Origin of the sequence: Paenibacillus sp. E222, assembly GCF_013401555.1 — a bacterium.
GTDB lineage: Bacteria > Bacillota > Bacilli > Paenibacillales > Paenibacillaceae > Paenibacillus.
On record NZ_CP058552.1, the window covers coordinates 1522846 to 1547374 of the forward strand.

Annotated in this window: 20 protein-coding genes; 18 read left to right on the forward strand and 2 right to left on the reverse strand. The window is 48.1% G+C overall.

The window, feature by feature from the left end:
* Positions 1-314 precede the first annotated feature (314 nt).
* From HW560_RS06845 to HW560_RS06880, 8 genes are all read left to right on the forward strand, one after another.
* The gene (locus HW560_RS06845; protein ID WP_371129177.1) at positions 315-740 is read left to right on the forward strand and encodes an SRPBCC family protein; all 426 of its coding nucleotides are present in this window, start codon (positions 315-317) and stop codon (positions 738-740) included.
* A gap of 214 nt (positions 741-954) precedes the next feature.
* A complete protein-coding gene (locus HW560_RS06850; RefSeq protein WP_090903096.1) occupies positions 955-4053 on the forward strand; it encodes an ATP-binding protein in 3099 nt (1032 codons plus the stop codon).
* A gap of 99 nt (positions 4054-4152) precedes the next feature.
* Positions 4153-5313, forward strand: coding sequence for a response regulator (locus HW560_RS06855; protein WP_090903098.1), 1161 nt, complete (start codon positions 4153-4155; stop codon positions 5311-5313).
* A 27-nt stretch (positions 5314-5340) separates the two neighbouring features.
* Positions 5341-6687 (forward strand): cryptochrome/photolyase family protein, encoded by a 1347-nt coding sequence (locus HW560_RS06860; RefSeq protein WP_179262481.1) that lies wholly within the window; start codon positions 5341-5343, stop codon positions 6685-6687.
* Between the two features lie 250 nt (positions 6688-6937).
* A complete protein-coding gene (locus tag HW560_RS06865) occupies positions 6938-8113 on the forward strand; it encodes an acyltransferase (RefSeq protein WP_179262483.1) in 1176 nt (391 codons plus the stop codon).
* A gap of 396 nt (positions 8114-8509) precedes the next feature.
* Positions 8510-10117 carry an HNH endonuclease gene (locus HW560_RS34385; RefSeq protein ID WP_373564978.1) on the forward strand — a complete coding sequence of 536 codons (1608 nt, stop codon included), beginning with the start codon at positions 8510-8512 and terminating at the stop codon, positions 10115-10117.
* A 276-nt stretch (positions 10118-10393) separates the two neighbouring features.
* Positions 10394-11053 (forward strand): TVP38/TMEM64 family protein, encoded by a 660-nt coding sequence (locus HW560_RS06875; RefSeq protein ID WP_090903103.1) that lies wholly within the window; start codon positions 10394-10396, stop codon positions 11051-11053.
* Positions 11054-11146: 93 nt separating this feature from the next.
* Entirely contained in the window at positions 11147-12220 is a 1074-nt protein-coding gene (locus tag HW560_RS06880) for a DUF1835 domain-containing protein (protein ID WP_090903105.1), read from the forward strand.
* Positions 12221-12277: 57 nt separating this feature from the next.
* On the opposite strand, the gene HW560_RS06885 is transcribed toward HW560_RS06880, so the two are convergent.
* Positions 12278-12796 (reverse strand): cupin domain-containing protein, encoded by a 519-nt coding sequence (locus HW560_RS06885; RefSeq protein WP_256222234.1) that lies wholly within the window; start codon positions 12794-12796, stop codon positions 12278-12280.
* A gap of 148 nt (positions 12797-12944) precedes the next feature.
* On the opposite strand from HW560_RS06885, the gene HW560_RS06890 reads away from it, so the two are divergent.
* Positions 12945-13952, forward strand: coding sequence for an NAD-dependent epimerase/dehydratase family protein (locus tag HW560_RS06890; RefSeq protein ID WP_090903107.1), 1008 nt, complete (start codon positions 12945-12947; stop codon positions 13950-13952).
* Between the two features lie 161 nt (positions 13953-14113).
* On the opposite strand, the gene HW560_RS06895 is transcribed toward HW560_RS06890, so the two are convergent.
* Positions 14114-14287 (reverse strand): CsbD family protein, encoded by a 174-nt coding sequence (locus tag HW560_RS06895; protein WP_090903111.1) that lies wholly within the window; start codon positions 14285-14287, stop codon positions 14114-14116.
* A 191-nt stretch (positions 14288-14478) separates the two neighbouring features.
* On the opposite strand from HW560_RS06895, the gene HW560_RS06900 reads away from it, so the two are divergent.
* The 9 genes from HW560_RS06900 (at position 14479) to HW560_RS06940 (ending at position 24430) form a co-directional block, all read left to right on the forward strand.
* Complete coding sequence (locus tag HW560_RS06900) at positions 14479-15411, forward strand: hypothetical protein (protein WP_179262485.1); 933 nt, start codon at positions 14479-14481, stop codon at positions 15409-15411.
* A gap of 48 nt (positions 15412-15459) precedes the next feature.
* Positions 15460-17253 carry an RNA polymerase sigma factor gene (locus tag HW560_RS06905; RefSeq protein ID WP_090903114.1) on the forward strand — a complete coding sequence of 598 codons (1794 nt, stop codon included), beginning with the start codon at positions 15460-15462 and terminating at the stop codon, positions 17251-17253.
* 683 nt (positions 17254-17936) lie between these two features.
* Positions 17937-18383 carry a DUF1641 domain-containing protein gene (locus HW560_RS06910; protein WP_090903116.1) on the forward strand — a complete coding sequence of 149 codons (447 nt, stop codon included), beginning with the start codon at positions 17937-17939 and terminating at the stop codon, positions 18381-18383.
* Between the two features lie 23 nt (positions 18384-18406).
* On the forward strand, positions 18407-19588 hold the full coding sequence (locus HW560_RS06915; protein WP_076287362.1) for an NAD(P)/FAD-dependent oxidoreductase: 1182 nt from the start codon (positions 18407-18409) through the stop codon (positions 19586-19588).
* Positions 19589-19926: 338 nt separating this feature from the next.
* Positions 19927-20571 carry an SDR family oxidoreductase gene (locus HW560_RS06920; RefSeq protein ID WP_179262487.1) on the forward strand — a complete coding sequence of 215 codons (645 nt, stop codon included), beginning with the start codon at positions 19927-19929 and terminating at the stop codon, positions 20569-20571.
* A 54-nt stretch (positions 20572-20625) separates the two neighbouring features.
* On the forward strand, positions 20626-21375 hold the full coding sequence (locus HW560_RS06925; RefSeq protein WP_179262489.1) for a response regulator transcription factor: 750 nt from the start codon (positions 20626-20628) through the stop codon (positions 21373-21375).
* On the forward strand, positions 21372-22748 hold the full coding sequence (locus HW560_RS06930; protein WP_179262491.1) for a sensor histidine kinase: 1377 nt from the start codon (positions 21372-21374) through the stop codon (positions 22746-22748). Before HW560_RS06925 ends, HW560_RS06930 begins: the two co-directional genes overlap by 4 nt.
* Positions 22749-22826: 78 nt before the next feature.
* The gene (locus HW560_RS06935; RefSeq protein ID WP_179262493.1) at positions 22827-23624 is read left to right on the forward strand and encodes a PepSY domain-containing protein; all 798 of its coding nucleotides are present in this window, start codon (positions 22827-22829) and stop codon (positions 23622-23624) included.
* A 182-nt stretch (positions 23625-23806) separates the two neighbouring features.
* Positions 23807-24430 carry a PepSY domain-containing protein gene (locus HW560_RS06940; protein ID WP_179262495.1) on the forward strand — a complete coding sequence of 208 codons (624 nt, stop codon included), beginning with the start codon at positions 23807-23809 and terminating at the stop codon, positions 24428-24430.
* The last annotated feature ends 99 nt before the right edge of the window (positions 24431-24529 follow it).

Consider the following 24529-nt stretch of genomic DNA (forward strand, 5'->3'; position numbering starts at 1 on the left):
TCCACAACATATTTAAAATGAGAATGTGGAAGGGAGTGGTTGTCAGATGTTTATCCCTCCCGACGACGGTTGGAATTGAATTTTTCAGAGCAGACTATCATAAGAAATCACACACCTTTTATGTAATATGTTCCAATTATAGGGTGGGTCTGAGAGCCGGTCAACAAAGCGCCTGCCATAATACCTGTTGTTAGCGGAATATATTTGACACTCATCACTTAAATTCGAACAATAAGATAAAAGGGGATTTTGCATCAATTCCATGAGATATAAATGGAATGATGCAAAATGCTGATATATATCTAGGAGGAGATATGATGGAATCTTCAAGTGCATTGCCAGATATTCGGGAACAACTGTTGCTTCACGCACCTGTGGAGAACGTGTGGGCGATTGTATCGACATCGAAAGGTTTGGAATCGTGGTTTATGCCAAGCAATCTGGAGCCAGTGGAAGGGCATGAATTTATATTGGAAGCAGGCCCCTTCGGTAAATCACCGTGCAAAGTCACGGAAGTTCAGCCACTACACAAGCTGTCATTCCAATGGGGTAAGGACTGGACGCTTACGTTTGAACTGACGGAGCAAGGACAAGACACGAACTTTACCTTGATTCACAGTGGCTGGGACGCGGACAAACTGACTGAATTCGGACAAGCTCATGCCATGGTTCGTGAACGTATGGAGCAGGGTTGGGCTGGAATTGTGCAGAAACTGGCTCAGGTCGTTGGACAAGCGTAAGGAAACAAGAAAGTAAAATAGATATTCAACAAATTCAAAAAGTCACGGGTCTTACTCCGGTCTTCATTCCGGCAGCAGAGCCTGTGGCTTTTTTGGCGTTAAAATATCATGTGAGAACTATTTCCGTCAGCAACAGAAACGTGTAACATGGAGTTATAGGAATAAAACGACAAAATTAGACGTCTCTCGCTATAGAGGCGGAAGGATTACATAGATGAGAAAACACTGGATTATGCTCACCATTAGCTTTATATGTATTGTTGTTTTTCCTCTGGGTTTCATTGTACAAACGTATTTTACCGAACGCGGCAACCCTCATGCGAGGGATGGGGTCATGGACCTGACCGGCTGGAATTTCGACAGGCAGGGGGCTGCTTCTCTGGATGGTACATGGGATTTCTATCCGGGCCAATTGTTGACACCTGTTGACTTTGAGGCGGATTTATCCGGACGCAAGCCGCTTTCCAGGCCTGTCCCTATCCATGTCCCATCCCGATGGAATGGCACTCTTGGAGAGGCGCACGGGTATGGAACTTATCATTTGCGTGTTCGCATTCCCCAGAGATTAGAGAAGAACGATTATGGGATACGTACGCAAAATATCCGCATGGCCCATCGTTTATTCATCGATGGCAAAGAGATTGGCGGCAAAGGGCTGCCAGGTGCAACGGAAAATACCGATATTCAGCTCAATTTGCCTTTTACGGGATTTACCTCTATAGAAGGCGACATCGCAGATATTATCATTCAGGTATCCAATTACAGCTACTCGTCAGGCGGCATTATCGCATCCATTTTGTTCGGAGACGAGCACAGCATTCTGAAAGGTCAACAGCAGGACTGGCTCAAGGATCTGATGACACTGTTCGGATTTATTCTGCCAGCGGCCTTCTTTCTGATGCTCTTCCGGCTGCGGCGCAGTGAAAAAGAGCTTCACTATTTGGGGTTATTCAGCCTGTCCGGTGCGATGTACGCATTGACTCATGGCGAGAAGTTGCTGGGAACCCTGTTACCGTTTTTACCGAATAATGAAATTCTGCGGATTCAATTAATCAGCGCGGCTCTTGCGTATTATTTCTTGCTCCGTTATATGGATGCGCTTGTACCTGGAGCAGTTCATCAATGGTTTGTCCGCTTGGGTGTAGTTCTGGTACTCGTCCAATGCACGGTGGGTGTTACATTGTCTCCTGTTCTGTTCTCCATGCTGGAGCTGCCCATGCTGCTGATTTCACTCGTGGTGATTGGTTACACGCTGAGAGCTATGCTCCTTTGGCTGAAAAATCGACCGAATGACGGTCATTTTGTCCTGATGAGCATGATGAGTATATTTATGGTGGTTGTGCTGCACACCGTGGGTGCTTTCACTACCGTGGATACGACATTTCTAGCGCTGTATGAGCTGTTGTTATTTGTCTTTGCACAGATGATTCTAACTGCGATCCGATTCGCACAATCATTCCGTGAAGTTGAAGCGTTGTCTGAACGTTTGCTTGCCATCGACAGCCTCAAGGACGAGTTTATGGCGAATACGTCACATGAACTGAGGACACCCTTGCATGGCATTATTAATATTGCTCAATCGATGCTGGAAGGGGCGGCTGGGGCGGTTACACCCAAGCAGGCCAAAAATTTGTCCATGATCACCTCAACTGGAAAGCGGCTTTCACTGCTGGTAAACGATATTTTGGATTTTTCGAAGCTTAAAAATGGTGAAATTGAATTAAAACGGAGTGCTGTGGACCTCGAGTCCGTTGCCCGAACGGTCGTTGAAGTCTCTGGTTTTACCTTTGAAGATAAACCGGTTGTACTGATTCAGCAATGGCCTCCAGCGTTACCGCTGGTTGAGGCGGACGAGGATCGGCTGAGACAGATTCTGTACAATCTGCTGGGCAATGCGTATAAGTACACGAAGCAGGGGGAGATTCGGCTCTATGCTCGTGTGGATGGAGCTCTGGTAACGGTATCTGTCGCCGATACAGGTGTCGGTATCACCCCAGATAAATTGGAAGACATATTTCAGTCTTACGAACAGGGCAACGGAACAAGTGAGAGGGTTAACGGGGGAACTGGTCTTGGACTGAGTATCACTCGCAAACTGGTCGAACTTGGGGGAGGAACCATCTGGGTAGAATCGGAGCCAGGTGAGGGTTCGACCTTTCATTTTACCCTGCCTATTGTGCAGTTTCCTTTGCTGCAAGCGAGTTCGAGGCCTGTTGCAGCCCATTATGTGTCTACCCAAGAAAGAAGAGCGCAGGATACGGCAGCAGCAATGGATTGGGATGAGACGAATGATATCCTGGAAGCAGAGCATACCATTCTAATTGTGGATGATGATCCCGTTAATCGACAGGTATTGTTCAATTTGTTATCGACGGAACGTTATCGTGTCATTGCAGCGGATAGTGGGGCAGCAGCATTGAAGCTTCGTGAAGAACACCCCTCCATTGATCTTGTTATTACAGACTGGATGATGCCGCGAATGTCCGGGCTTGAGCTGTGTCGCAAGCTGCGTGAGAACAGTTCCTTGTCCGAACTGCCTATTCTGATGCTGACAGCTCGCGGGCTGCCTGAGGATATTAGAATGGGCTTCCAGGCAGGAGCAAATGATTTTCTGAGCAAACCTGTGGATGCAGGTGAACTGCGTGCCCGGGTGAGGACGTTAATTGAGATGCGTGCCTCCGTACAGGAAGTTATTCGTACGGAAATGGCTTTCTTGCAAGCCCAGATCAAACCGCACTTTCTATATAACGCGCTCAACGTCATTATTGCAACGTGCGCGGTCAATCCAGACAAAGCGACCGATTTGCTTATTGAACTGAGTCAATACCTGCGGGGGAGCTTCGACTTCCAGAACCGTGACCAACTGGTTCCGCTCGCGAAGGAGTTGGAGTTGGTGGAGTCCTATGTACATCTGGAGCAAGCACGGTTCGAGGAGCGTTTGGTGGTCCGTTATGATATTGACCCAGATGTGCGTCTTTACCTGCCACCGCTCAGCATTCAACCGCTTGTGGAGAATGCGATTCGTCACGGGGTAATGGTGCGTGCTGCAGGCGGCACGGTTAACCTTGGCATTACCAGGGAAGGCGAGCACATCGTCATTGTGGTACAGGATGATGGAGTAGGCATACCTCCTGAGCGTTTGGCTCAGGTGAATTCAGGGCGAACGGAAGGTCCTGGGGGTGTAGGGCTACAGAATATAAATCGACGCCTGCTGTCCTTGTATGGTCAAGGGCTTGAGATTCAGAGTCATTCGGGGAAAGGAACGCTAATACGGTTTCGTATACCTGTGGAGAAGGAAATTAACTCCAAATAATGGGCCGATTTAGGCAATTCTGGTTAACAGATTAATAAGCGGGTGCCAATATAAGCGGTATTCCTATTGAATAATTCACGGCAGGAGGCTGGAAGAGCGATGAAAGCCATTGTAATCGATGACGAGAAGCCGGCGCAGCTTCATCTGGAGCGTCTGTTACGATCAGATGGACGGATTACCCCCGTGCAGTGTTTTTCGACAGCCCGTGCCGGTCTGGATTTTCTGGCAAAAGAGCGTGTGGACGTTGTGTTTCTGGACATTGGCATGCCGGAAATGAATGGACTGGAAGCGGCTGAATATATACAACAATTGGACAGCAGTATTCGTATTATATTTATAACGGCTTACGCTGATCATGCGGTTGAAGCCTTTGAGCTCCAGGCGCTGGATTATGTGCTCAAGCCGGTAAGTTCAGCGAGGCTTGGCAAAACAATCGATCGTATTGCCGCAGGAATGATGTCCATATCCTCACTGGTTGCAGCAACTGCCGAGGTTCAGGAATCTGAGGCTGTGGGGGTGGATACCCGCATGCCTGGACTGCTTACTTTTAAACATCTGGACATCTACCGAAGCCTGGATCAGGAAGCACAGAAGCACAAGTGGCGCACAGCCAAATCGCAGGAATTGTTTGCTTTTTTGTTTCACCATAGAGGAGATTGGGTAAGCAAAGAGATTCTACTTGATAAATTGTGGGCGGATGTCTCGCAAGAGAAAGGGCTAACGCATCTGCATACATCCGTTTATCAAATCCGCAAACTGCTGAGGGAATGGAACATGACGGGCAAGCTGGAATACAACATGAACCGTTATCGTTTGTTATCGGGTAATCTGGTAAGTGATGTAGAGCAGTTCGAGCAAGGAACGGCATACGCGGACGTTACGTCAGATAATGTGGATCAACTGAGAGATATCGTCTCGCTCTATCGCGGTGATTATCTGGAGGAGCATGATTATCACTGGGCTCAATCCAGAGCGAGAGATCTGAGACGTAAATATGTAGCACTGGTTATGGATATCGCTGAATGGGACATGGAGCATGGACGGGGCAAGGAAGCGATGGAGAAATTGAGCGAACTACAGGAACGGGAGCCGTACGCCGAAGAAATCTGCCGATTAATGATGAGAGTAAGTGCATCCATGGATGATCAACAAGCCATACTCAGAATATATCAGTCATTTAAGCTGACCCTGCTTGAGGAACTGGGGCATCAACCGGAGCCGGAGACAAGCAGGCTGTATGAAGATTTAACGGCAAAGTAGGCAGAAGCTCAGGCAGGAGGATGAAGCATGAAGTTATTCATACATCGCAAAGATTTGCGTACAGATGATCTGGTGGCATTCGATTATTTGCGGCACCAGGATGCAGAGAGTCTGCATGTGCTCATCTATGATCCATTTCTGCTGCGGCAGGGTCGTGAACAGGAACATAGCGGAGTGAATTTTCTACAGCATGCTGTTGATCTTGGTAAGCGGTATCGCGATTCTGGTCGCAAGCTGCACGTAGCTTATGGCAAACCGGCTGAGGTGATTGATTATATCCTCGAACAGATGCAAGGTCGTATAGATGAAGTTATTGTTCATCGGGATATGACCCCATATGCAATGGAACGGGATCGTGGAATACGCAAGGTAACCGAGGAACGAGAAGTCACATTTACCCAGCTGACGGATCATCTGTTGATGGATTTGAAGGGGTTTGCTGATTTTACGGGCAAGTCGGAGCCATATAAAGTATTTGCTGCCTTCCACCGACGCTGGGTGGAATTCATGAATGAGCATCCCAATCCAGCTTCAACCACTACGGTTGCAGAGGTGAAGGTCAGTGATCAGCAGATAGAATGGTCAGAGACATTCCAGGTACCACAACAATTGCTGGCATATGATGGTTCGGATTTGAATGAACCTCATCAATTGTTGGATGGCTTTTTATCTGACAGAATTGCCGATTACGGAGATCATCGGGATGAATATGAAGCATATGAACCGAGTGGTCTCAGTTCATATGTAGCTGTGGGGGCTGTATCCATTCGCAAGATGTACGATGCTGCAAAACGTACGGAGCATTCGGATGAATGGATCAGACAATTATGTTTCCGCGACTTCTATCTGTATCGGGCTGTATATGAGAGTCATTATTTTACATATGAAAAAGTTTATGATCTGTCGGCACTCAGCGAGGTCCACTTTGAACGATGGTGCAAGGCCGATACGGGCATTCCGATTATCGACGCAGCGATGACGGAACTGAATGAGACTGGACATATGCTGAATCGGCTTCGTATTCTGACCGCGATGTTCCTTACCAAAAATCTGCGATGCCCGTTCACACTGGGTGAAGCTTATTTCAGACGCAAGCTTCGTGACTATGATAATATTCAAAATCGGGGCAACTGGCTGTGGTGTGCATCACTTGGCGAGAATGCAGCTCCATACTTTCGGGTGAACAATCCGGTGACACAGTCAGAGAAGTATGATCCCCAAGGGGATTATATCCGCAAATGGCTGCCTGACCTGAAGGATTTGCATAGTAAAGAGATTCATCAGCCTCGTCAGAATGCCATTGTTGATCTGAAAGCTTCAAGACAATCAGCTATTGAGATCTATAAACAAATTCTGGCCAGTCGTCAGCAGTGAATTTACCATTTTCATCCCAGTGAACCAACAATATTTTGGACAGATACGAGACATGCTCGCAGGCCGCGTGATAGCGGTCTTTTTTTACATATATAGACATGAAAAGACTATGAAACATATTGAATATTTAGGAACTTTTAAGAATTTGGACTATCCATCTTAAGCTTTATGCTTTTTAATAGATAGAGAGCTTATCATATTAAGTCATCTTAGACATATCAACGAAACATATTAAGGAGAAACGCTAATTATGAGTGAAACAATCAAAAGAGAGCGAATCCCAGAGCTGAATCTCGTGCGGGCAATGGCGATCATCGGTGTGCTGTGTGTACATTCCACTTCATACGCGACGGTGGACATGACAGGTTCAGGGTATTACTGGCTGTACAATTTTATTAATATTTTTATGAAATATGGTACACCAACGTTTATTTTTATGAGCAGTTTTGTACTGTTCTATAACTATTATTCTCGCCCGCTCGACAAGAAGCTGGTCAGCAACTTTTACAAAAAAAGATTTGTTTACATTTTACTGCCGTATTTCCTATTTTCATTAATGTATTTTGTAATCCTGCACTTCACGCATTATCAGGGCCGTCCGTTCGGAGAATCAACAGTAAGCTTCATAACAAAACTGTTCACGGGCAAGGCGTATACGCATCTGTACTTTGTATTTATTAATATGCAATTCTATCTGTTATTCCCGTTGGTATTGTGGCTGCTCAAGAAATATCCCTCAGTCGTCAAATGGTCGGTACCAATTGGGCTGCTCATTCAGTGGGCATTTATCGTAAGTAATAAATATGGTTTCCAGGTGCCGAACAAGGGAAGTTGGGCGTTCTCGTATTTCTCCTATTTCATGCTGGGTGCTTTTATCGGGGTATATTTTCCGAAGATTAAACAATGGTTTGTCATCAGTCGGGAGAATGCAACCAAAGCTCGTGTAGTTTCATGGATTGTGCTGTGGGCGGTATGGATTTTGGCCGGACTCGGTCATGTGTACATTTATTATCTGCTTCGCATGAAGATCGCAACGTATAACACGCTGTGGTACGAGTTTTTCTGGAATCTGCATACGTTCGCATGTGCGTTGGTGCTTATTCAAATCGCGTACCTGCTTTATCGCAAAGGACCATCGCTGATTGTTAAGCCGCTCAATCGGCTTGGGGCATTGTCCTTTGGTATTTATCTGATTCATCCATTCTTCCTGTTGGTCTATCGGAATTTTCCACCACAAACCGGGGTTTCCTGGCTGATTCACCTGTGGTACGCCGGAGGTTTTGGTGTGGCGTTAATCGCTTCCTGGATTGTGGTTGGACTCACGGCAAAATTCATTCCGTTTGCATGGGTGATTTTCGGCAATTTGCCAAAACCGAAGCCACGTCTGGTACCGCAACAAAACTCGGGACAATTCGACGTTCGTTAAAAGATTTACACCAATACAGGAATAATAAACCGTTTCTTGGTCGACCATTAGGGTTGAGCAGGAAACGGTTTTTTGATTCCCAATTTGATTTATATATGGGGAACGGATGTTTCTTTTTTACACGCGAAGGGTAATGAGAAGGCGGAACACAATTATTTTTTTATAAGCAGAGAACTTTAAGAACAGGATTAAGGTGAGAACAATGACAACATGTGAACAATGCGGGAAACCGATGCAAGATATATTGGAATATGTGGAACACATCCTTCACGAATGCGTGGGACAGACGCAGGAGTACAAGACAAAAGACTATGGGACATCTGGCTATGAGTGTGTTAACGAGCAGATGTGATACAATAGAAAGAAACCGGATTCATACGGAACCGAGGTGACAACATGGAGACGGGCTCGGCCCCTTTCCGGCAGGAAATGACGGAACATGAAGCGCAACTGACCAAGACATGTATGTATTGCGGGCAAAAGCGACCTTTGTCCGAATTTCGACGAAGAACCGGAAAGCGGGCTGGCCCGGGAGCCAGACGTGGCGCTTGTCGCCACTGTCGTCAGCTCGGTGGACGAGCGGATAACGATAACACCTCACTCCGGACTTCGGATGAGGCGATAAAGAGCCATCAAGGTGCTGCGGCTGCCAGACCTTCTGCATCTGCGAATCATAGAGCTGAACGGATCGTCGATGCCGTTAATGGAACACCTTCTATTGCTGCTACTTCACAAAGACGCGAGGAGTCACAGGCATCCACAGGTTCATCTTCTTCGTCGGAAGGTGAAACGGCTGACTTCGTTGCTTCTTCAACTGTCTCTTCCCCTTCGGGCAACCGCAAGAAGAGGAGAAGGAGGAGAAAGGCGAAGCGACCAGAGCTGCATACCGGTAAGGAATCGCTCTCCCGAACTGAGGTGGAGAGCGAGGCTGTAGATCAGCCGCAGACGGGGGCTGATCTGCAAGACAGGGATTCGCAGGTGCATACAGCGATTGCTGATCCATCTGCGAAGCGTGCCCGCGCGCGTATAGCCGCTGGCACGGATCAGGCCGCCGAGCAGGAGATTGCGGCGGCCAAGGCTCTGCTGCACGCCAAGCCGCAAGGCCTGGCAGCAGAGCCAGGGGCTGCGGATCAGCCGACCGCAGCCAAGCGCAAACGCAAGCGGCGCCGCAAACGTGCTGCCGCGCTGCCGTCCGGCGCAGGACAGGCCCGCAGCATAGCTGAGGCCAGTGCGCCGAGCCTGAGCGACCGTGGCGATGCCTCGGTCGCCGGACCCCCAGCAGCGGCCGCACAGCCTGCCGCTGCTGCACAGCCCGCGCCCGGCCAAGCGCCGGGCGCGGCCATGGAGGCTGCGCCTCCTGCACCCGGGCGCCAGCCAGGCTCGCCCGGGTCGAAGCCGCGCCCGGCACGCAAGGAGCGTGCGCCTAAGGCGGGCGGCGAAGACACAGCCCGCGCCGGATCATCCGGGCAGCGGGCGCCAGCACATTCCAGCCGCAGTCACGGGGCTGGAACGGAAAGCCGCCCCCGCCGTCATACGCCGGCGGTGCCTGTAGCGATTGATCCGGAAGATCCGGCATCACTTCGGACGAACCGGCAGGGTATGGTGCGCATGCGCGGCAAGACGGACAAAGGACGGCGCTGGCATCAGGAAGTGGATATGGAGCTGGCGGTCACGCTGGTCAAGGAAAAAGCTGCTGTTGTGGTTAATCGGTACACGATCCGCCGATTGTTTAGCAACAAGGATTTCAAGCGGTTTATTTTGACCCGTGATAACTATACCTGTTACTTCTGTGGCTCGTATGGAGATACGATTGACCATCTTCTGCCGCGAGCCAAAGGTGGGCATACTACCCCACTTAACTGTGTCTGCGCCTGCAATCTGTGCAATCAGTCCAAAGCAGCGATGGATGCCGAGGAATTCATGCGTTCCGGTATTCCCGAGTGGAATGCTGCGCATCAGGAAGAGCTGAATGAATTGGCAATGCAGGAAGCTCAGCTAGAATAAACGGTAAGCAAAATACTGCCCTAAGCTTGTTCACCATGGGTTTCAAGCGGGGTATCCGATATAGAGAGCACACCAAGACTGAACAGGTCCGGGTGTGCTTTTTTGTTATTCAGCGTCGCGGGTGAAATTTCTTCAAATTGACAACGGTACAGCGTTCATATGTACGTTATACTGGGGGAAGTGAGTCGTGAAACTTCACATCGGTTTACCAGATGTATTTTATTATGGGCACCACCTCTTTAGAAAATGTGAACTGTATAGATTGGAGGGAAGCAGATGAACCCGGCATCTTTGGACATCATGTCCTATATTACGGAAGAGAATATTCGTTTTTGGCTGGAGAAGTTTCGCTCCCTGGGCCCTTTACCGGGAATTTTGCTTACCTTTATGAAATCCTTCGTGCCCCCGCTGCCTACGCTGCTCATTGTTGGGGTTAACGGAGCCGTGTACGGGCTATGGGCAGGGTTTTTATATTCATGGATCGGGATGGTCCTTGGCTGTACCGTTACATTTCTGATTGTAAGAGAGATTGGAAAATCGGCTTTTGTGGAACGTTGGGCTAACAAACCCCGTGTGCAGCGCAGCATGGTATGGATTCGGCGGAATGCGTTCAGTTATGTGTTTTTGTTGAGTATTTTTCCGGTTGGCCCTTTCGTCATTATCAATGTAGCGGCAGGTATTGCACGAATGAGATTAATGTCCTTCCTGCTTGCGGTGAGTTTTGGCAAAGCCATTATGATCTTCTGTGTGACGTATATTGGTTCCAATGTAGCTCAGTTTATGGAACACCCTGTGCGGTGGGGCGGCGTGTTGCTGTTTATCGTAGTATCCCTGTGGGCAAGTCGGAAGCTGGAGCGGCACTTCACCCGTTCGTCATCCAATCGTGAGGAAATGAATGATCTGAGTCACTCCTCTGGAAAGTCTATTTCGTCGTAAACTTACGATGATACAGATACGTACGTTTGATTTTGTATGGTTTAGTCGGAGAAGACCGTCTGGTCTGTTAAGACTGTTTAGAGGGGGATAAACATGATTGACAATGTCTTTGATTTTGAAAAGGAGCTGCACCTTATGAATGAGGATGAGCTGCGTTCGCTATTGCGTATGCTTTATCTCATTGCAGAAAGGGAAGTCAGTGTTCAGTCAGCGAAAGAACATTCCGATCATTTTGCAACGAAAATTCAGTCGATATTTAATACATTGGACGAGAATCGGAACCGGGAGAAAGCTGAGAAACAGGCATTGATGGCACAGAAACCACGTGAAATTCATATAGCGATTGGAGAATCGCCGTTAGGTAGCATTAAGGTTGCGATGGGCAAGGTTCCAGGGCGCTCGGAGCGGCGGTTTTTCTCTATGAATGACTACTATGCCATCGGTCCATTGGGCGATTTGACGAACAAGGCGGATTTACACCGCAGGCACCTATGGCTACTTGAGAAACTTTATTTGAGTGAGAATGGAAGTTATGCCGTCCAAGGCATGAATGAGCTGATTCAATTAAACAGCGTAGTGAGTTCAATTAATGAAGATACCCGAATCATCATCTGGTATGCGAATAATGCTCATGAGAGAACAGGGCTTTTATATGCCATGCATTTGCTGCGTGATAGGCTGGGGCCTATCTATTTGATCGAGACCAGTGCATTATATCAGGAATTATTTCATAATTCTGAAGTTCAGCATGATGTTCTTAGAACAGGTGAAATTTTTTCTGAGAAGTTGTTAGCGATGTGGCAACACGGTGTGAATGCCGAACCGTTGTCTTTGGAGGAACGCAGACAAATGGAGCAAGAGTGGGTGGATTTGGCTGTACAGCCTGGACTTCTGCGATTAATGAAGGATGGCGAGATTCAGAGTGTGCCCGAAGACGCGATTGATGAGTACATTATGCAGAAAGCCAGAGAAGTTATGTTAACCAGACAGCCGGGCGAGTTTATAAAATCAGCCCGCCTCGTAGGTGAGGTGTTGGGCCATCTCGAACAAGCTGTCGGAGACGCATTCATTGAATACCGTGTTCGACAGTTGATCATACAAGGACGGCTTGAGATGGAAGGGAAGCCACATGCCATGCGATTCTACAGTGTGAGGCTTCCCCAGTAACCGAAATATGGACTGTTCCCGGTAGTTTTTTTATCCAGGAGCAGTCCATTTATTCTTTCATGTCTTGTTCTGATTCCATAACTCCAATAGTGGCCCCTCTTGCCCATAGACCGGATCGGTATCCGGGATGGGAACCTCCTGAATTTCACGCAGAACTTTGGGACGCTCTCCCGGTTCACCTGTTCGGGTATTATAACTCATGCCACCTGGGTAGGCCCCTGCAATGCGGAAATCAAGGCTCGCACTCAGCCGTTTATGTCCGGTTCCCGCAGGTAATACGACGACATCTCCTGCCTGAAGCCGCACAACCTTTCCATGTTCCCCACCAAGGATGAGCTCAACCCAACCACTCACCACCGCAAGTACTTCGTGAGCATTGCTGTGATAATGATGATAATTAAACACGCCGTTTATCCAACTGTTTCCCCATCCGTTTTGGTTCAGCAACGACTCCGCACGAGAGGAATCTGTTGCCCAAATTCCCTTATACAGAAGTACAGGCAGACTCGAATGATTGGGGATCACACCATCGTCCTGGAATAACATTGTCTGTACATTGTTCATGTCCTCTTTCATCGTAAGTATCACCTCCCTATGGCATTACCCATTTATTTATGGAGAAGAACAAAAAACAATTGTAAAATGATACAAAATGTATCACTATAAGGTTATAATCAGAACATAGACTCTCTTCAGTGAACTTGTTGTATTAATCCAAGGGGGAATGTGCTTGAATATTGTCATTACAGGGGCTTCTGGATTTGTAGGATTTAACCTTTCTCAGTATTTGGCGCAAAAAGGACATCGAATCACCCTGGTGGATCAGGATGATTATTGTCAGAGGCTTGTACATAGCTCTCCACTTCATGAAATGGCCTTTATCCGTTGTGATCTCGCGAAGGACAGATTCAGCTTGCCGCACGAAACAGACTATATTATTCATCTGGCAGCGATGCCACACGTAGATTATTCGTATCATCACCCCGGAGAAGTGTTTCGTAACAACACCCTCAGTACACAGACTATTCTGCAATACGCTTCCGATCACCATATTCCCGTGCTGCTGGCTTCATCCGTTGAGGTATACGGAGGGGAGATGGGCAGAGTGTATCACGAATCCGATGAATATGCTCCGGTATCCCCTTACTCCGCTTCCAAAGTAGCCTGTGAGATGCTCGCACGATCCTACGCTCAATGTTACCAGCTTCCTGTGAAATTATTTCGTTTAACCAATCTCTATGGTCCTTGGCAGTTGCCGGATCGGATTATCCCGCGTAATTTTGGGCGAATGATGGATGGCCTTCCTCTGGATATTCAGGGATCGGCTGTACGTGATTTTCTGTATGTGGATGATGCGCTGCGAGCGATTGAACAGATTATGCTGAATGGACAAGATCAGCAGATCTATAACATTTCGACAGGGCAAGGAACGACCATGCAAGAGATCGGAGGGCTTTTGCAACAACTGCAAAATTCTAATGGAACGGCGGAGATTCGGGAGCAGGAGCCCACCCAATCCAGAGGTTCGAGCCTGGTCGTTCACTCTGGAAGATTACGATCAGAGACGGGATGGTTCCCCCAGACGACGCTGGAGCAGGGACTGGAGCAGACCTTTAGATGGTATCAGGAACACCCCGAATGGGTAAGACAATTCAGCCGAGAATACCACACGACAAGAGAAGCACGCAGCTTTATTATCGATATGGCGAGATATGCAGTTCCGGCTATCTAAACAGGACAAAAAAAGCCAGGGAAGGGTGTAGTGAATAACACCTTCCTTGGCTTTTTTGCGCCCCCGTCGAATCCCGGCTTTCAACCGGTATGGACGGTCGGGCAATGACTCTATATTTACTACACGAATCATCGTGCGTGTTCACGTTGAAACGAATCGATCTAGTGATGTTTTTTAACATCTGCAATTTTGTCCTGCACAGCACCTTTGGCTTTGTCTTTTTTACCCTCAGCCTGAAGGGATCTGTTATTCGTTGCATTACCGATCTGATCCTTCACTTCGCCTTTAGCCTTATTGATACCTGCTTTGATTTTATCGCTAGTTGAATTACTCATATCGAACATCTCCTTCGTTTCTGGTGTAGTTCTTATTAACCGGGATGTCCGCATTCTAAACGTTCGCTATTTTATGCGGGCAGAAATTTGTTCTGAATATTCTGTCAGAAATGATCTGTACGAAGAGTCAGTATAAGTATAGGCATTGCATAATCGCGTGCTTCATTAAAGGAATGAGAGGATGTTATGATATGAGCAATTATATCGGAAATGGTGCATATTGCTACGCCAATTCAGCTTCAATGCTGCTGTCGTCCATTGGAGAAAAGGTAGACCCTGGTCTGCTTGAAACCATCGGTGGCTTTTCACTAGGGGCCTTTCGAACGCAGGAAGACCTTCTCTTTTTTGATAACTGTACTTCTAGTCCTGATCTGGCCATCAGCAAGGCGATGAGCATTCTGGGATTTCGTGTGCGCGAAAGTGTGCAATCACGGGGTACAGAGATGCCTGTAGATGAGCTAAGAGAGACTTTGAAGCAGGGTCCTGTGATGATGGGTCCGCTGGATATGGGCAAACTCGTCTACAATCCCAACTCTCCCAACCTGGGTGGTTGCGATCATTATGTAGTGGCGCTGAATATGGAGGGCGATGAAATATGCCTGCATGACCCGGCTGGATTTCCGAATGTTTTTCTGACACTGGATAAACTTGAGGAAGCATGGAAGTCTGAATTCCCATGGAGTAGCGGTGTGTATCGACGATGGTGGAGTCCTGAACGCATTGAACAGCCTGATCTGGAGGAGATTAACCGCCGGGCGTTTACTTGGTTCAAATCAACCCTTACAGAACAGCTCCATGATATCGCTGCACAGGAAGGACGAACCGGAGCTTCAGCCATTCTGCATAAGGCGGAACAGGTTCGTGCTGGAGCAATCGATGGTAATGAGTGGGCTCATTATGTGTATTTTGCTCTGCCAGTAGGCGCGCGTCGTGCCCATGATTATGGTTTGTTTTTTAAAACAATCCATCCTGACCTTTCTGTTTTGAAATACGCACAATCTCGCCAATTCGGGGAATGCCAATCCCGTCTTGTCTCCCGGAACTGGGAGGCTGCTGCGACAATCATGGTGGCACTCGCGGAGACGGAAGCCGTGATCGAAGCTGCTATTTTGAAGATGGAGTGAAGATGGAGTAATGAAAGTAAAGCGAGGCTATAAGAAAGGGAGATATACATGGATGGATTAACTGACAATCGCCATATCAGGCCAGGGGAAGATGAGACATTAGAGGATCGGCAAAAGGAGCCGGATATCGCGCTTATCCAACGAGCCCAAACTGGCGATACAGAGGCCTTTGGGGAGTTGATTCACCGTTACCGTGGGCAATTGTTTCGTTATGTGCGAGCACTTACGCATGATTCTTATCTCGCAGAAGACATTTTACAGGATGGGCTTATTCGTGCGTTCATTCATATGGGACAGCTTCAGAATGCTGAGCGTTTCATGGCCTGGATGCAGCGCATTGTGCGTAATCAGGCTTACTCACATATGCAGCGCCAAGAACAGCAGCGGGAACAACATTTTTCTTCGTTCCTTGCATTTGGAGCCGATGACGCTTCATGGAGCGATCAAGACTCGCTCGACATGACGCTGAATCATCTTTTGAATGACACCGATCGGAGATCCCAGGAGACAGGCTATGATCCGTATCAAGCTGTTGCTCAGCAGGAAATGAGGAACAATCTCCACATGCTGCTGGGTTGTCTGAATGAAAGAGAACAACAGGTCTTCACATCGTATTCTATGGAGCAGCTGTCACCGCAAGAAATGGCCTGCAAATTCAATCTGACAATTGCCAATGTGTATCAAATCCTGTCCCGTTCACGTAAAAAAGTGTCTCAGCTTCATATTCATTTATCTGTAGAAGAAATGCTGGCAGAGTGGAATTCACTCGGGCAAAATCGAGTGATTCTGGAGGAACCCCTTTCGTTTCGGGCTCCCCAAACCTGGAACTCGGCAGCAGCATCCATTCACGAGATGTTAGGTTATATCGGTCCATCTCCGTCTCTCCCCATGGTTATGGGGATGAGCGGACTCTCTTTTCGTCTAACCATCCTACCTCAGGATATACATATCGCTGGCCCCACCGCCTATAACTTCAAAGAGGTGCTTACCAGAGGATTGCAACATATGGGTTATCGTTCCCATGCGGTTGAGGCTTTGGCGAGCCAAGCGGGACTCAATGCCAATCTGGTCGATCCTTCGATGCTAGAGGAGAAAGCGAAGGGGAAAAGGTTGCTTAATCCAAGACTTGTTCGGGCCCTCTCCCTAATACGTTACTCCATTCATCGGGGAATTCCGGCCGTCGTATGGGACCTGCATATTCCCGAGTTCGGATTGATCTATGGCTATGATGATGCAGCCCGGACCCTATACGGTACAGATTTCATTAAATCAGGAACAATTGCCTATGATCATGTAGGCCGGGGTGTGAATCAGGAAGTATTTGTACTGGCAGCGGAATCAGATGGCATGATACGAGAACTGAACTTGCACGCGGCACTGACAGATGCTTTGGCTCATTATCGTGGGGAGGACCCGTATACCTTGCCGAACACAGTCAGTGGTCTGGCTGCCTATGCGGTCTGGAGAGAAGCCCTAGAATATAGACGGGTAGAACCGAACGGTCATGCCTATAACATTGCGGTTTTGTGGGATGCAAGACGTTATGCAAGTGAGTTTTTCAAAGAACTTTCTCTAAAGTGGGCTTCGACTGCCCGCTATTCCAGCTTGATTCCATTCTGTCTTCAGGCGGAAGAGTTATATCGAAACATGTCCCAAAAGTTAAATATACTCGCGGAATTATGTCCTTTTCCAGATGGAGGACTGCCTAATGAGAAGCTTCATGCCGATCAGGCTATCTCGATACTTCTGGAGGTGGAGGAATTGGAGCGTGCCGCTGTCGTTGTAATAAAAGCGTTGCTTGATGGAATGGCTCAGCATTCCCCAGAAATAGTTATGGTGTGACCTAAAGTAACGATCCAATCGGGCGAATAGTAAAGCAAATATTAGGAGGCAGGACGATTCGTCAGGCCTTCTTTGTGTCTTTTTTGCTTTCATGCCAGGATAGGTTCATACTTGAACAAGAAATGATGTCATTTCAGGAATAAGGCTGCACCCCTAGCTGCATAATAACGACAGTGACCAATTTCGTTGCATGAAATTCATGGTTTTGGAAAACAATTCCTGAAAAATTCAGTTGAAAAAATCCTTCCTTGTGTACATATCGCACATATGGTCATATGTGATCTTGTCATCCTACCACATGTGGTAGGATGACGGATCTGGGACAGGAGAATAGTCGATTTTAAACCGACCGCAATGCTTGACAAAAAAATCGATTTTGTTACAATGTTCACAATATCTTCACAAGTGTAAAAAATTTCTTTTTCATGTTCATGTGTAAGAGGTGTAATATAGGGGTATAGAGTTCGGTTTCGGCCTGCTTGTCGTTTTGCGTCAACACATGTTGTCCGCAATAGACCCAAGATACAATACACGATGTGGGAAAGGCCCTTGGGCTATGCTCATTCTATTGTGTGAAATTTGGTACATTTAGTTGTATTGGATGTATTTGTGGTTCGGCTCTGCTTGACAGGCATCATGAAAGTCGCGGACTTCTATCCCAAAGTAAAGGAGGACTTTCTCTTATGTCACAATCGCCTACTCAACAAGAGGTGCCGGTTACAGAAGGTGCCGACGTTTCCCAACGCCAGTCCTTGGACGTACTGGATCAACTGATGAAGCCTGAGGTACAGGAGTCTCTGACCGTTCTGGTGGAGAACCTGCCTAAACTGGCTGAAATGGTCACTGCAATGACCAAAGCTTATGACTTTGCACAAAGCGTAGCTACAGACAAAGTTCTGATCAGCGACACAATGAGCGCAATGGGCGAGTTTGCTAAACCTGTTGTAGACAAAGCTAAAGGTGTAGCTTCTGCTGCCATCGAAGCGAATGATCGTGCGCAAGCCGAGCAAACTTCGGTTGGTTTGTTCGCTATGCTCAAAATGCTTAAAGATCCAAACGTACAACAAACGCTGCGTTTTGCTCAATCATTCCTGAGCATCCTGAACGAGCGTCAACAACAGCAACGTTAAGATTAGAAGAACGGAGGATGGATATGTCGAAGCAAATTTTGATCTTGGGCGGAGGTTACGGTGGTCTGTTGACTGCGCTGACTGCGCGTCAATACCTGACACCGGAAGAAGCGACTATTACAGTCGTGAACCGTTACCCTACGCACCAAATTATTACGGAACTGCACCGTCTTGCAGCAGGAAGCATTGCTGAAAAAGCAGTTGCCCTTCCACTCGAAAAATTGCTGAGTGGTAAAAATGTGAACTTGAAAATCGATACGGTGGACACAATCAAGCCGGACGAGAAAAAAGTTCTCATGACCAGCGGTTCTACTTACTCTTACGATGCACTCGTTGTTGCCTTGGGCAGTGAAACGGCATTCTTCGGAATTCCGGGATTGCAGGAGTACAGCTTCACGCTGAAATCCGTTAGTGATGCTAACCGCATTCGTGCACACGTGGAAGCTCGCTTGGATGCTTACAAACAATCCGGCAACAAAGCAGACGCTACGTTTGTTATCGGTGGCGGTGGTTTGACAGGTATCGAGCTTGTTGGTGAATTCGCAGACCTTCTTCCGGCTGTATGCCAAGAAAAAGGTATCGACTTCAAAGAAGTTTCCCTGTACACGGTTGAAGCAGGTCCTTCCATCCTGGCAGGATTCCCGCCAGAACTGGTTGAGCGTGCAAAATCGAGTCTGGAAAAACGTGGCGTTAACTTCATCGTTGGCGTAGCGATTACCGAAATGAAAGAAAATGAAGTTCTGCTGAAAGACGGAAGCTCGATCCCTACGAACACACTCGTATGGACTGGTGGCGTTCAAGGTAATGCAGTTGTTGCCAACAGCGGAATTGAAGTGGATCGTGGCCGTGCGAAAGTTACGGAAGTACTGCAATCCACATCTCATAAAGACGTGTTTGTTGCTGGAGACAGTGCAGTGGTCTTCCCTAGCGAAGGCGCTCGCCCATACCCTCCAACAGCACAATTGGCTTGGCAAATGGGTGAAACCATTGGTCACAACTTGGGCGTAATGTTCAAAGGTGGCGCAATGGAATCCTTCACACCAGTATTCTCCGGTACACTGGGAAGTCTGGGTCGTAAGGATGCTGTCGGCATGATCGGTGGCAACCAGACTCGTCTGAAAGGTCTGCCAGCAACCATGATGAAAGAAGCAAGTAACATCCGTTACCTTGCTCATATTCACGGTTTGTTTGCACTGGCTTACTAATACCTGTACGCCATGCAGCAAAAGGTACCCCTCCTGGGGTGCCTTTTTTATTTTAACCAACATCGGCTGGCATAGGGACTAAGCTCCTTGAAGTGATATATGAAGTGTAATCGTTGTTATCTGAAATGTTTTACTAAAAAAAGTGCTCGGTATAAACCCTATAGGGTGTATGGTATATTAAAGGAAAGACGTGTTATTCGCATCTTGTCAGATGCGCTGAACGGTAGTAATACATAGCAGCCGGCGCTTAGAAGCGTCGGCTTTCGTTTAAATTAAAGACAAGTCTGGTTTAAAAATAGCTGGTTTATAAATTAGGAAAACCGGGAGGAGAATGATATATGAACGTATTCGTAATTGGAGCGAACGGACAAATTGGCAAATTTCTGGTGCAGCAACTGGCGGAGGAAGGGAAACATCAGGTCACCGCGATGATTCGCAAACCGGAGCAGGCAGACCTACTTAAGCAGCTCGGTGCCAATGTCGTAATTGGTGATTTGGAAGGCAGCGTGGATGATCTGGCCGAGGCAATGAAGGATCACAATGCCATTGTATTTACAGCAGGCTCCGGTGGATCTACGGGTGCAGACCAAACATTGCTCATAGATCTCGATGGTGCAGTCAAAACCATGGAGGCGGCGCAGCAGCAGGGAATTACCAGATATATTCTGGTCAGTGCGTTTGGGGCAGATCAACGGGAGAAATGGTCAGAGGCCATTAAGCCGTATTACGTGGCGAAGCATTATGCTGATCGGGCGTTATTCGCAAGTGATCTGAATTACACCATTATCCGTCCTGGAGGTTTGAAAAATGAGCCGGGTACCGGCAAAATCTCTGTAGGAACAGATTTGAAACCGGGTAGTATCCCACGTGAAGATGTGGCTCGTGTCATCGCTGCTTCCCTCCAGGAGGAGAAGACGTATCGAATGGCTTTTGATCTGATCGCCGGGGATGACTTGGTAGAGGATGCCTTAGGTAAATTGTAATTCGTATTGTAATATAACGGGAGAATAGAATGACGGAATGAGGGGGAGCTTTGCATGAATGAAGCGGTGCTGGTGATCGAGGATGAGCCCAAAATTGCACGCCTGCTTGAACTGGAATTACAGTATGAGGGATATCAGGTAGGCAAGGCAGGCAGCGGAACGGAAGGGCTGGAGATGTATGGGAACGGGCAATGGGATCTGGTTCTGCTGGATATTATGCTGCCGGGTCTGAGTGGCATTGAAGTGCTGCGGCGGATACGTGCCAAAGATGCGACCGTGCCCATTCTGATGCTCACAGCCAAAGACTCTGTGGAAGACAAAGTCTCCGGACTCGATCTGGGGGCCAATGACTATATTACAAAACCGTTCCGGATCGAAGAACTGCTCGCGAGAGTACGTGCTGCACTGCGCCTGAGTGCTGCCTCGGCTGCTGCCCATTCTTCCTCTTCGGTCACACGGGACACAGCGCAATCATCGGAGCACACGGCGGATAATGAGACAGGCTGGCTCACCGCAGGTGGATTGAAGCTGAATGAAGGAACCCGTGAGGTATCCCGGGATGGTCAACCGATTGAGCTTACCCCGCGTGAGTTCGATCTATTGGTGTATCTGCTGCAAAACCAGCGCCAGGTGCTGAGCCGGGACCAGATTGTCCAAGCCGTATGGGGATACGATTATTATGGAGATACCAATGTGGTGGATGTGTATATCCGTTATGTGCGCAAAAAAGTCGATAACGGATTCACACCACCCTTAATACATACCGTTCGGGGTGTTGGTTACGTCCTGAAGGAGCAAGTATGAGCCTGCGCAGCAAAATCTACGGATACTCGTCCGTATTGTTCGCCGTACTGCTGATTGCTGTCAATCTGTCGGTGTATATCGTGTTTGAACGAATGTCGATCGATAACGAGATCAAGCGGGTAGAGGCTGAGGCCGAGTCTATTGTAAAAGGAGTGCGTCAGTCTGCCGGCTCCATTCCGCCGGATGACTTGCTCCGGGCCTACGCGCCGCTGGACGGCATGCTGCGGATCGTCAATGAAGACGGCACCAGCTCCCCGCCGGTGACGACCTCGGCAGAGGAGCAGCTGAGCAAGCTGTCCTACAAGTACGAAAGCGAAAAAAAATCCGAATACACCCACGTTGGGCCAATCGGCTATGTCTGGGTCTCTGTTCCAGTGATCTGGCCGGACGGAGAAGTGGTGAATCTACAAGTCACCGAGAGCATAGAGGATACCGAGAATCGCCTGTCTGTGCTTCGTACAGTTCTTGTTGCCGTGACCATCATCGCGCTGATTCCGGCCATCATCTCCAGCCGTATTCTGGCGAACCGGATGACACGGCCGATCCAGCAGATGACACGCACGATGAGTGATATTCAGTCGAGCGGACAGTTCAAGCGCCTTCCGCTCGACGAAAAATCAAAGGATGAGCTGAAAACGATGGGGCAGACGTTCAACCGCATGATGGATCTGCTCGAATCCAACTTCGAGCGGCAGGAGCGCTTTGTTTCCGATGCTTCTCATGAACTGAAAACACCTTTAACCATCATTGAAAGTTATGCCAGTCTGCTGCAACGAAGGGGTAAGGAACGACCCGAAGTATTCGACGAGGCGGTGGAAGCCATTCTGTCCGAATCCGTGCGCATGCGGGAGATGACCGAGCAGCTGCTATTGCTGGCAAAGCAGCCAGAGCAGTGGAATGTACAGCTGGAACGGGTGGATATCACCCAACTTGCGCTGGATTCCACACGTGCATTTCGCGAAGCCTATCATCGGGAAGTCCACTGTGATGATCCGGGCAGGATATGGGTGATTAGCGATGTGAGCAAGCTGAAGCAGCTGCTTTTTATTTTGCTGGACAATGCTCGTAAGTATAGTGAGGATGCCATTGAAGTTCGGCTGGAGGCACAGGGGCAGGAAAGTCGGATATGTATTGTGGATAAGGGAATCGGTATGCGGGAAGAGGAATTGTCCAAGGTGTTTGACCGTTTCTATCGCGTAGATCAGGCCAGAACACGCAGCGGCGGAGCAAGTGGTTCGGGCTTGGGACTTTCCCTTGCCAAAGATATCGCAGAGGCCGTGGGCGCACGTATTGAATTGAACAGCACCGAGGGTAGAGGAACCGAGGCTTCGATTATTTTGCCCACATCCCTACAGAACGGATCACTCTCATGAAAATCTCATTCTTCTCTTATATACTAGTAACACAGTACGATTTCGGATCATAAGAGAGTGCGTAAGGGAGGAAACGTGATGGAAGAGCATGAGGGGCGTCCGGAAATGAAACGGGAAGAACAACGACGCAAAGGATGGGCGAAGCCGAGACGTTCATTTTGGTGGGGTGCGGGATTCCTGGCTCTCCTTGCCGTTATAGCGATTATGTGGTGGAATCCGTGGCAATCAGACCGCGTGATGTTAACAGCAGAAGCAGCGGCCCAATCGGTCTTGGATCAATATCCGGGAGAAATCGTGAATTCCACGTTGAAGGACGGAACCTATATTATGCAGCTCCGCTCCGAAACCGGACTGTATGACGTACAAGTTGATGCGGTTACGGCGACCGTGAATTCCATTAAACGGCTGGAGTCCAACCCGCAAGCCGAGGAGAAGACGTTATGGAGCCGGGAACAGATCAAGACGGAATTGCTGAAACAAACAGATGCCGAACTGGTATCCCTTGAACTTGTCGAGCAGCAGGGAAGCCCGGTGTATTTGGCGGTATTCAAGATAAAGGACAATGGTCGGGAGCAATGGACCATTGATCCGTATACCGGAGTGAAACAGTCTTCAAAGACGCTGGAATCCTCTTCACCCGACCCGACGACAGGGGAAGGCACCAAGACTTCATTTCTGAGCGAGAAAGAAGCAGAGCAGAAGGCACTGGCTAAGGTTCCCGGGGAAGTGGATGATATCGAACTCCGTGGAACGAATAGTGGCAATCCGTATTATCTGGTTGAAATTGACCTGGAGGACGGTCGTGAGGCCATTGTGCAGGTGAATGCCATTTCAGGCGCGATTCGTTCGGTTACTTGGGATGAGGACGAGGATTAGGGACTTCACGATGGTTTAAAACTCTGCATGAAGCCAGTCACATTGCTATTCTAAGGAATAATGTGAGGTGCTCACTCCTTTTCTCATCAAATTCTAATCTGACTCTCGCTGATCTCTCATTCGTACAGGTTAATCTATAACTGTAGACGAGAACGAGAACAACAACGAGGAGATGAATGATGATGAACAAACATAAACTATGGATTGGCAGCTTGTCGGCAGCGGTGCTGCTCGGAGGATCAGCCGCTCTGGCCAGTGGGAGTGTAAATGGACAATCGGTTCAGCCTACGCAAACGTCCACTACACAATCAGTAACACAGACCCAGAACACAGATACATTGCTGACAGTCGCACAGGCAAAAGAAGCAGCCTTGAAAGCAACGGATGGCAAAGTGGATGATGTGGATCTGGAGCGCAGAAACGGCCAAACGTTCTATGAAGTTGAAATCGACAAAAAAGGAAGCAACGACGTTGTCGTTCGTTTGGATGCTTACTCAGGTAAAATCCTTGCAGTAGTCGATGATGAAGATTACGATGACGACGATGATTATAAAGGCACTGTGGCAGGTACGTCTTCCAATCACTCTGCTTCAAAACAGGTTAAACTGACAGAGGCACAAGCTTCGAACATTGCCCTGAAACAGGTGACAGGCGGAAAAGTAACCGAAATCGAACTGGATCATGATAACGGCCGTTATGTTTATGAAGTGGAACTGAGAACTGCAAATGGCGAAGCCGATGTAGACATCGATGCCAATACAGGCAAAGTGCTGTCGGTTGACCAGGATTTTGACGACGAAAATTAAGAAAAGCGTTAGCACATAGGACAATGTTATTACACAAGCTAACGAATATGAACAACATGTTGTTGCAGCTAATCTAAGTTTAGCTGGAGATAACGTATA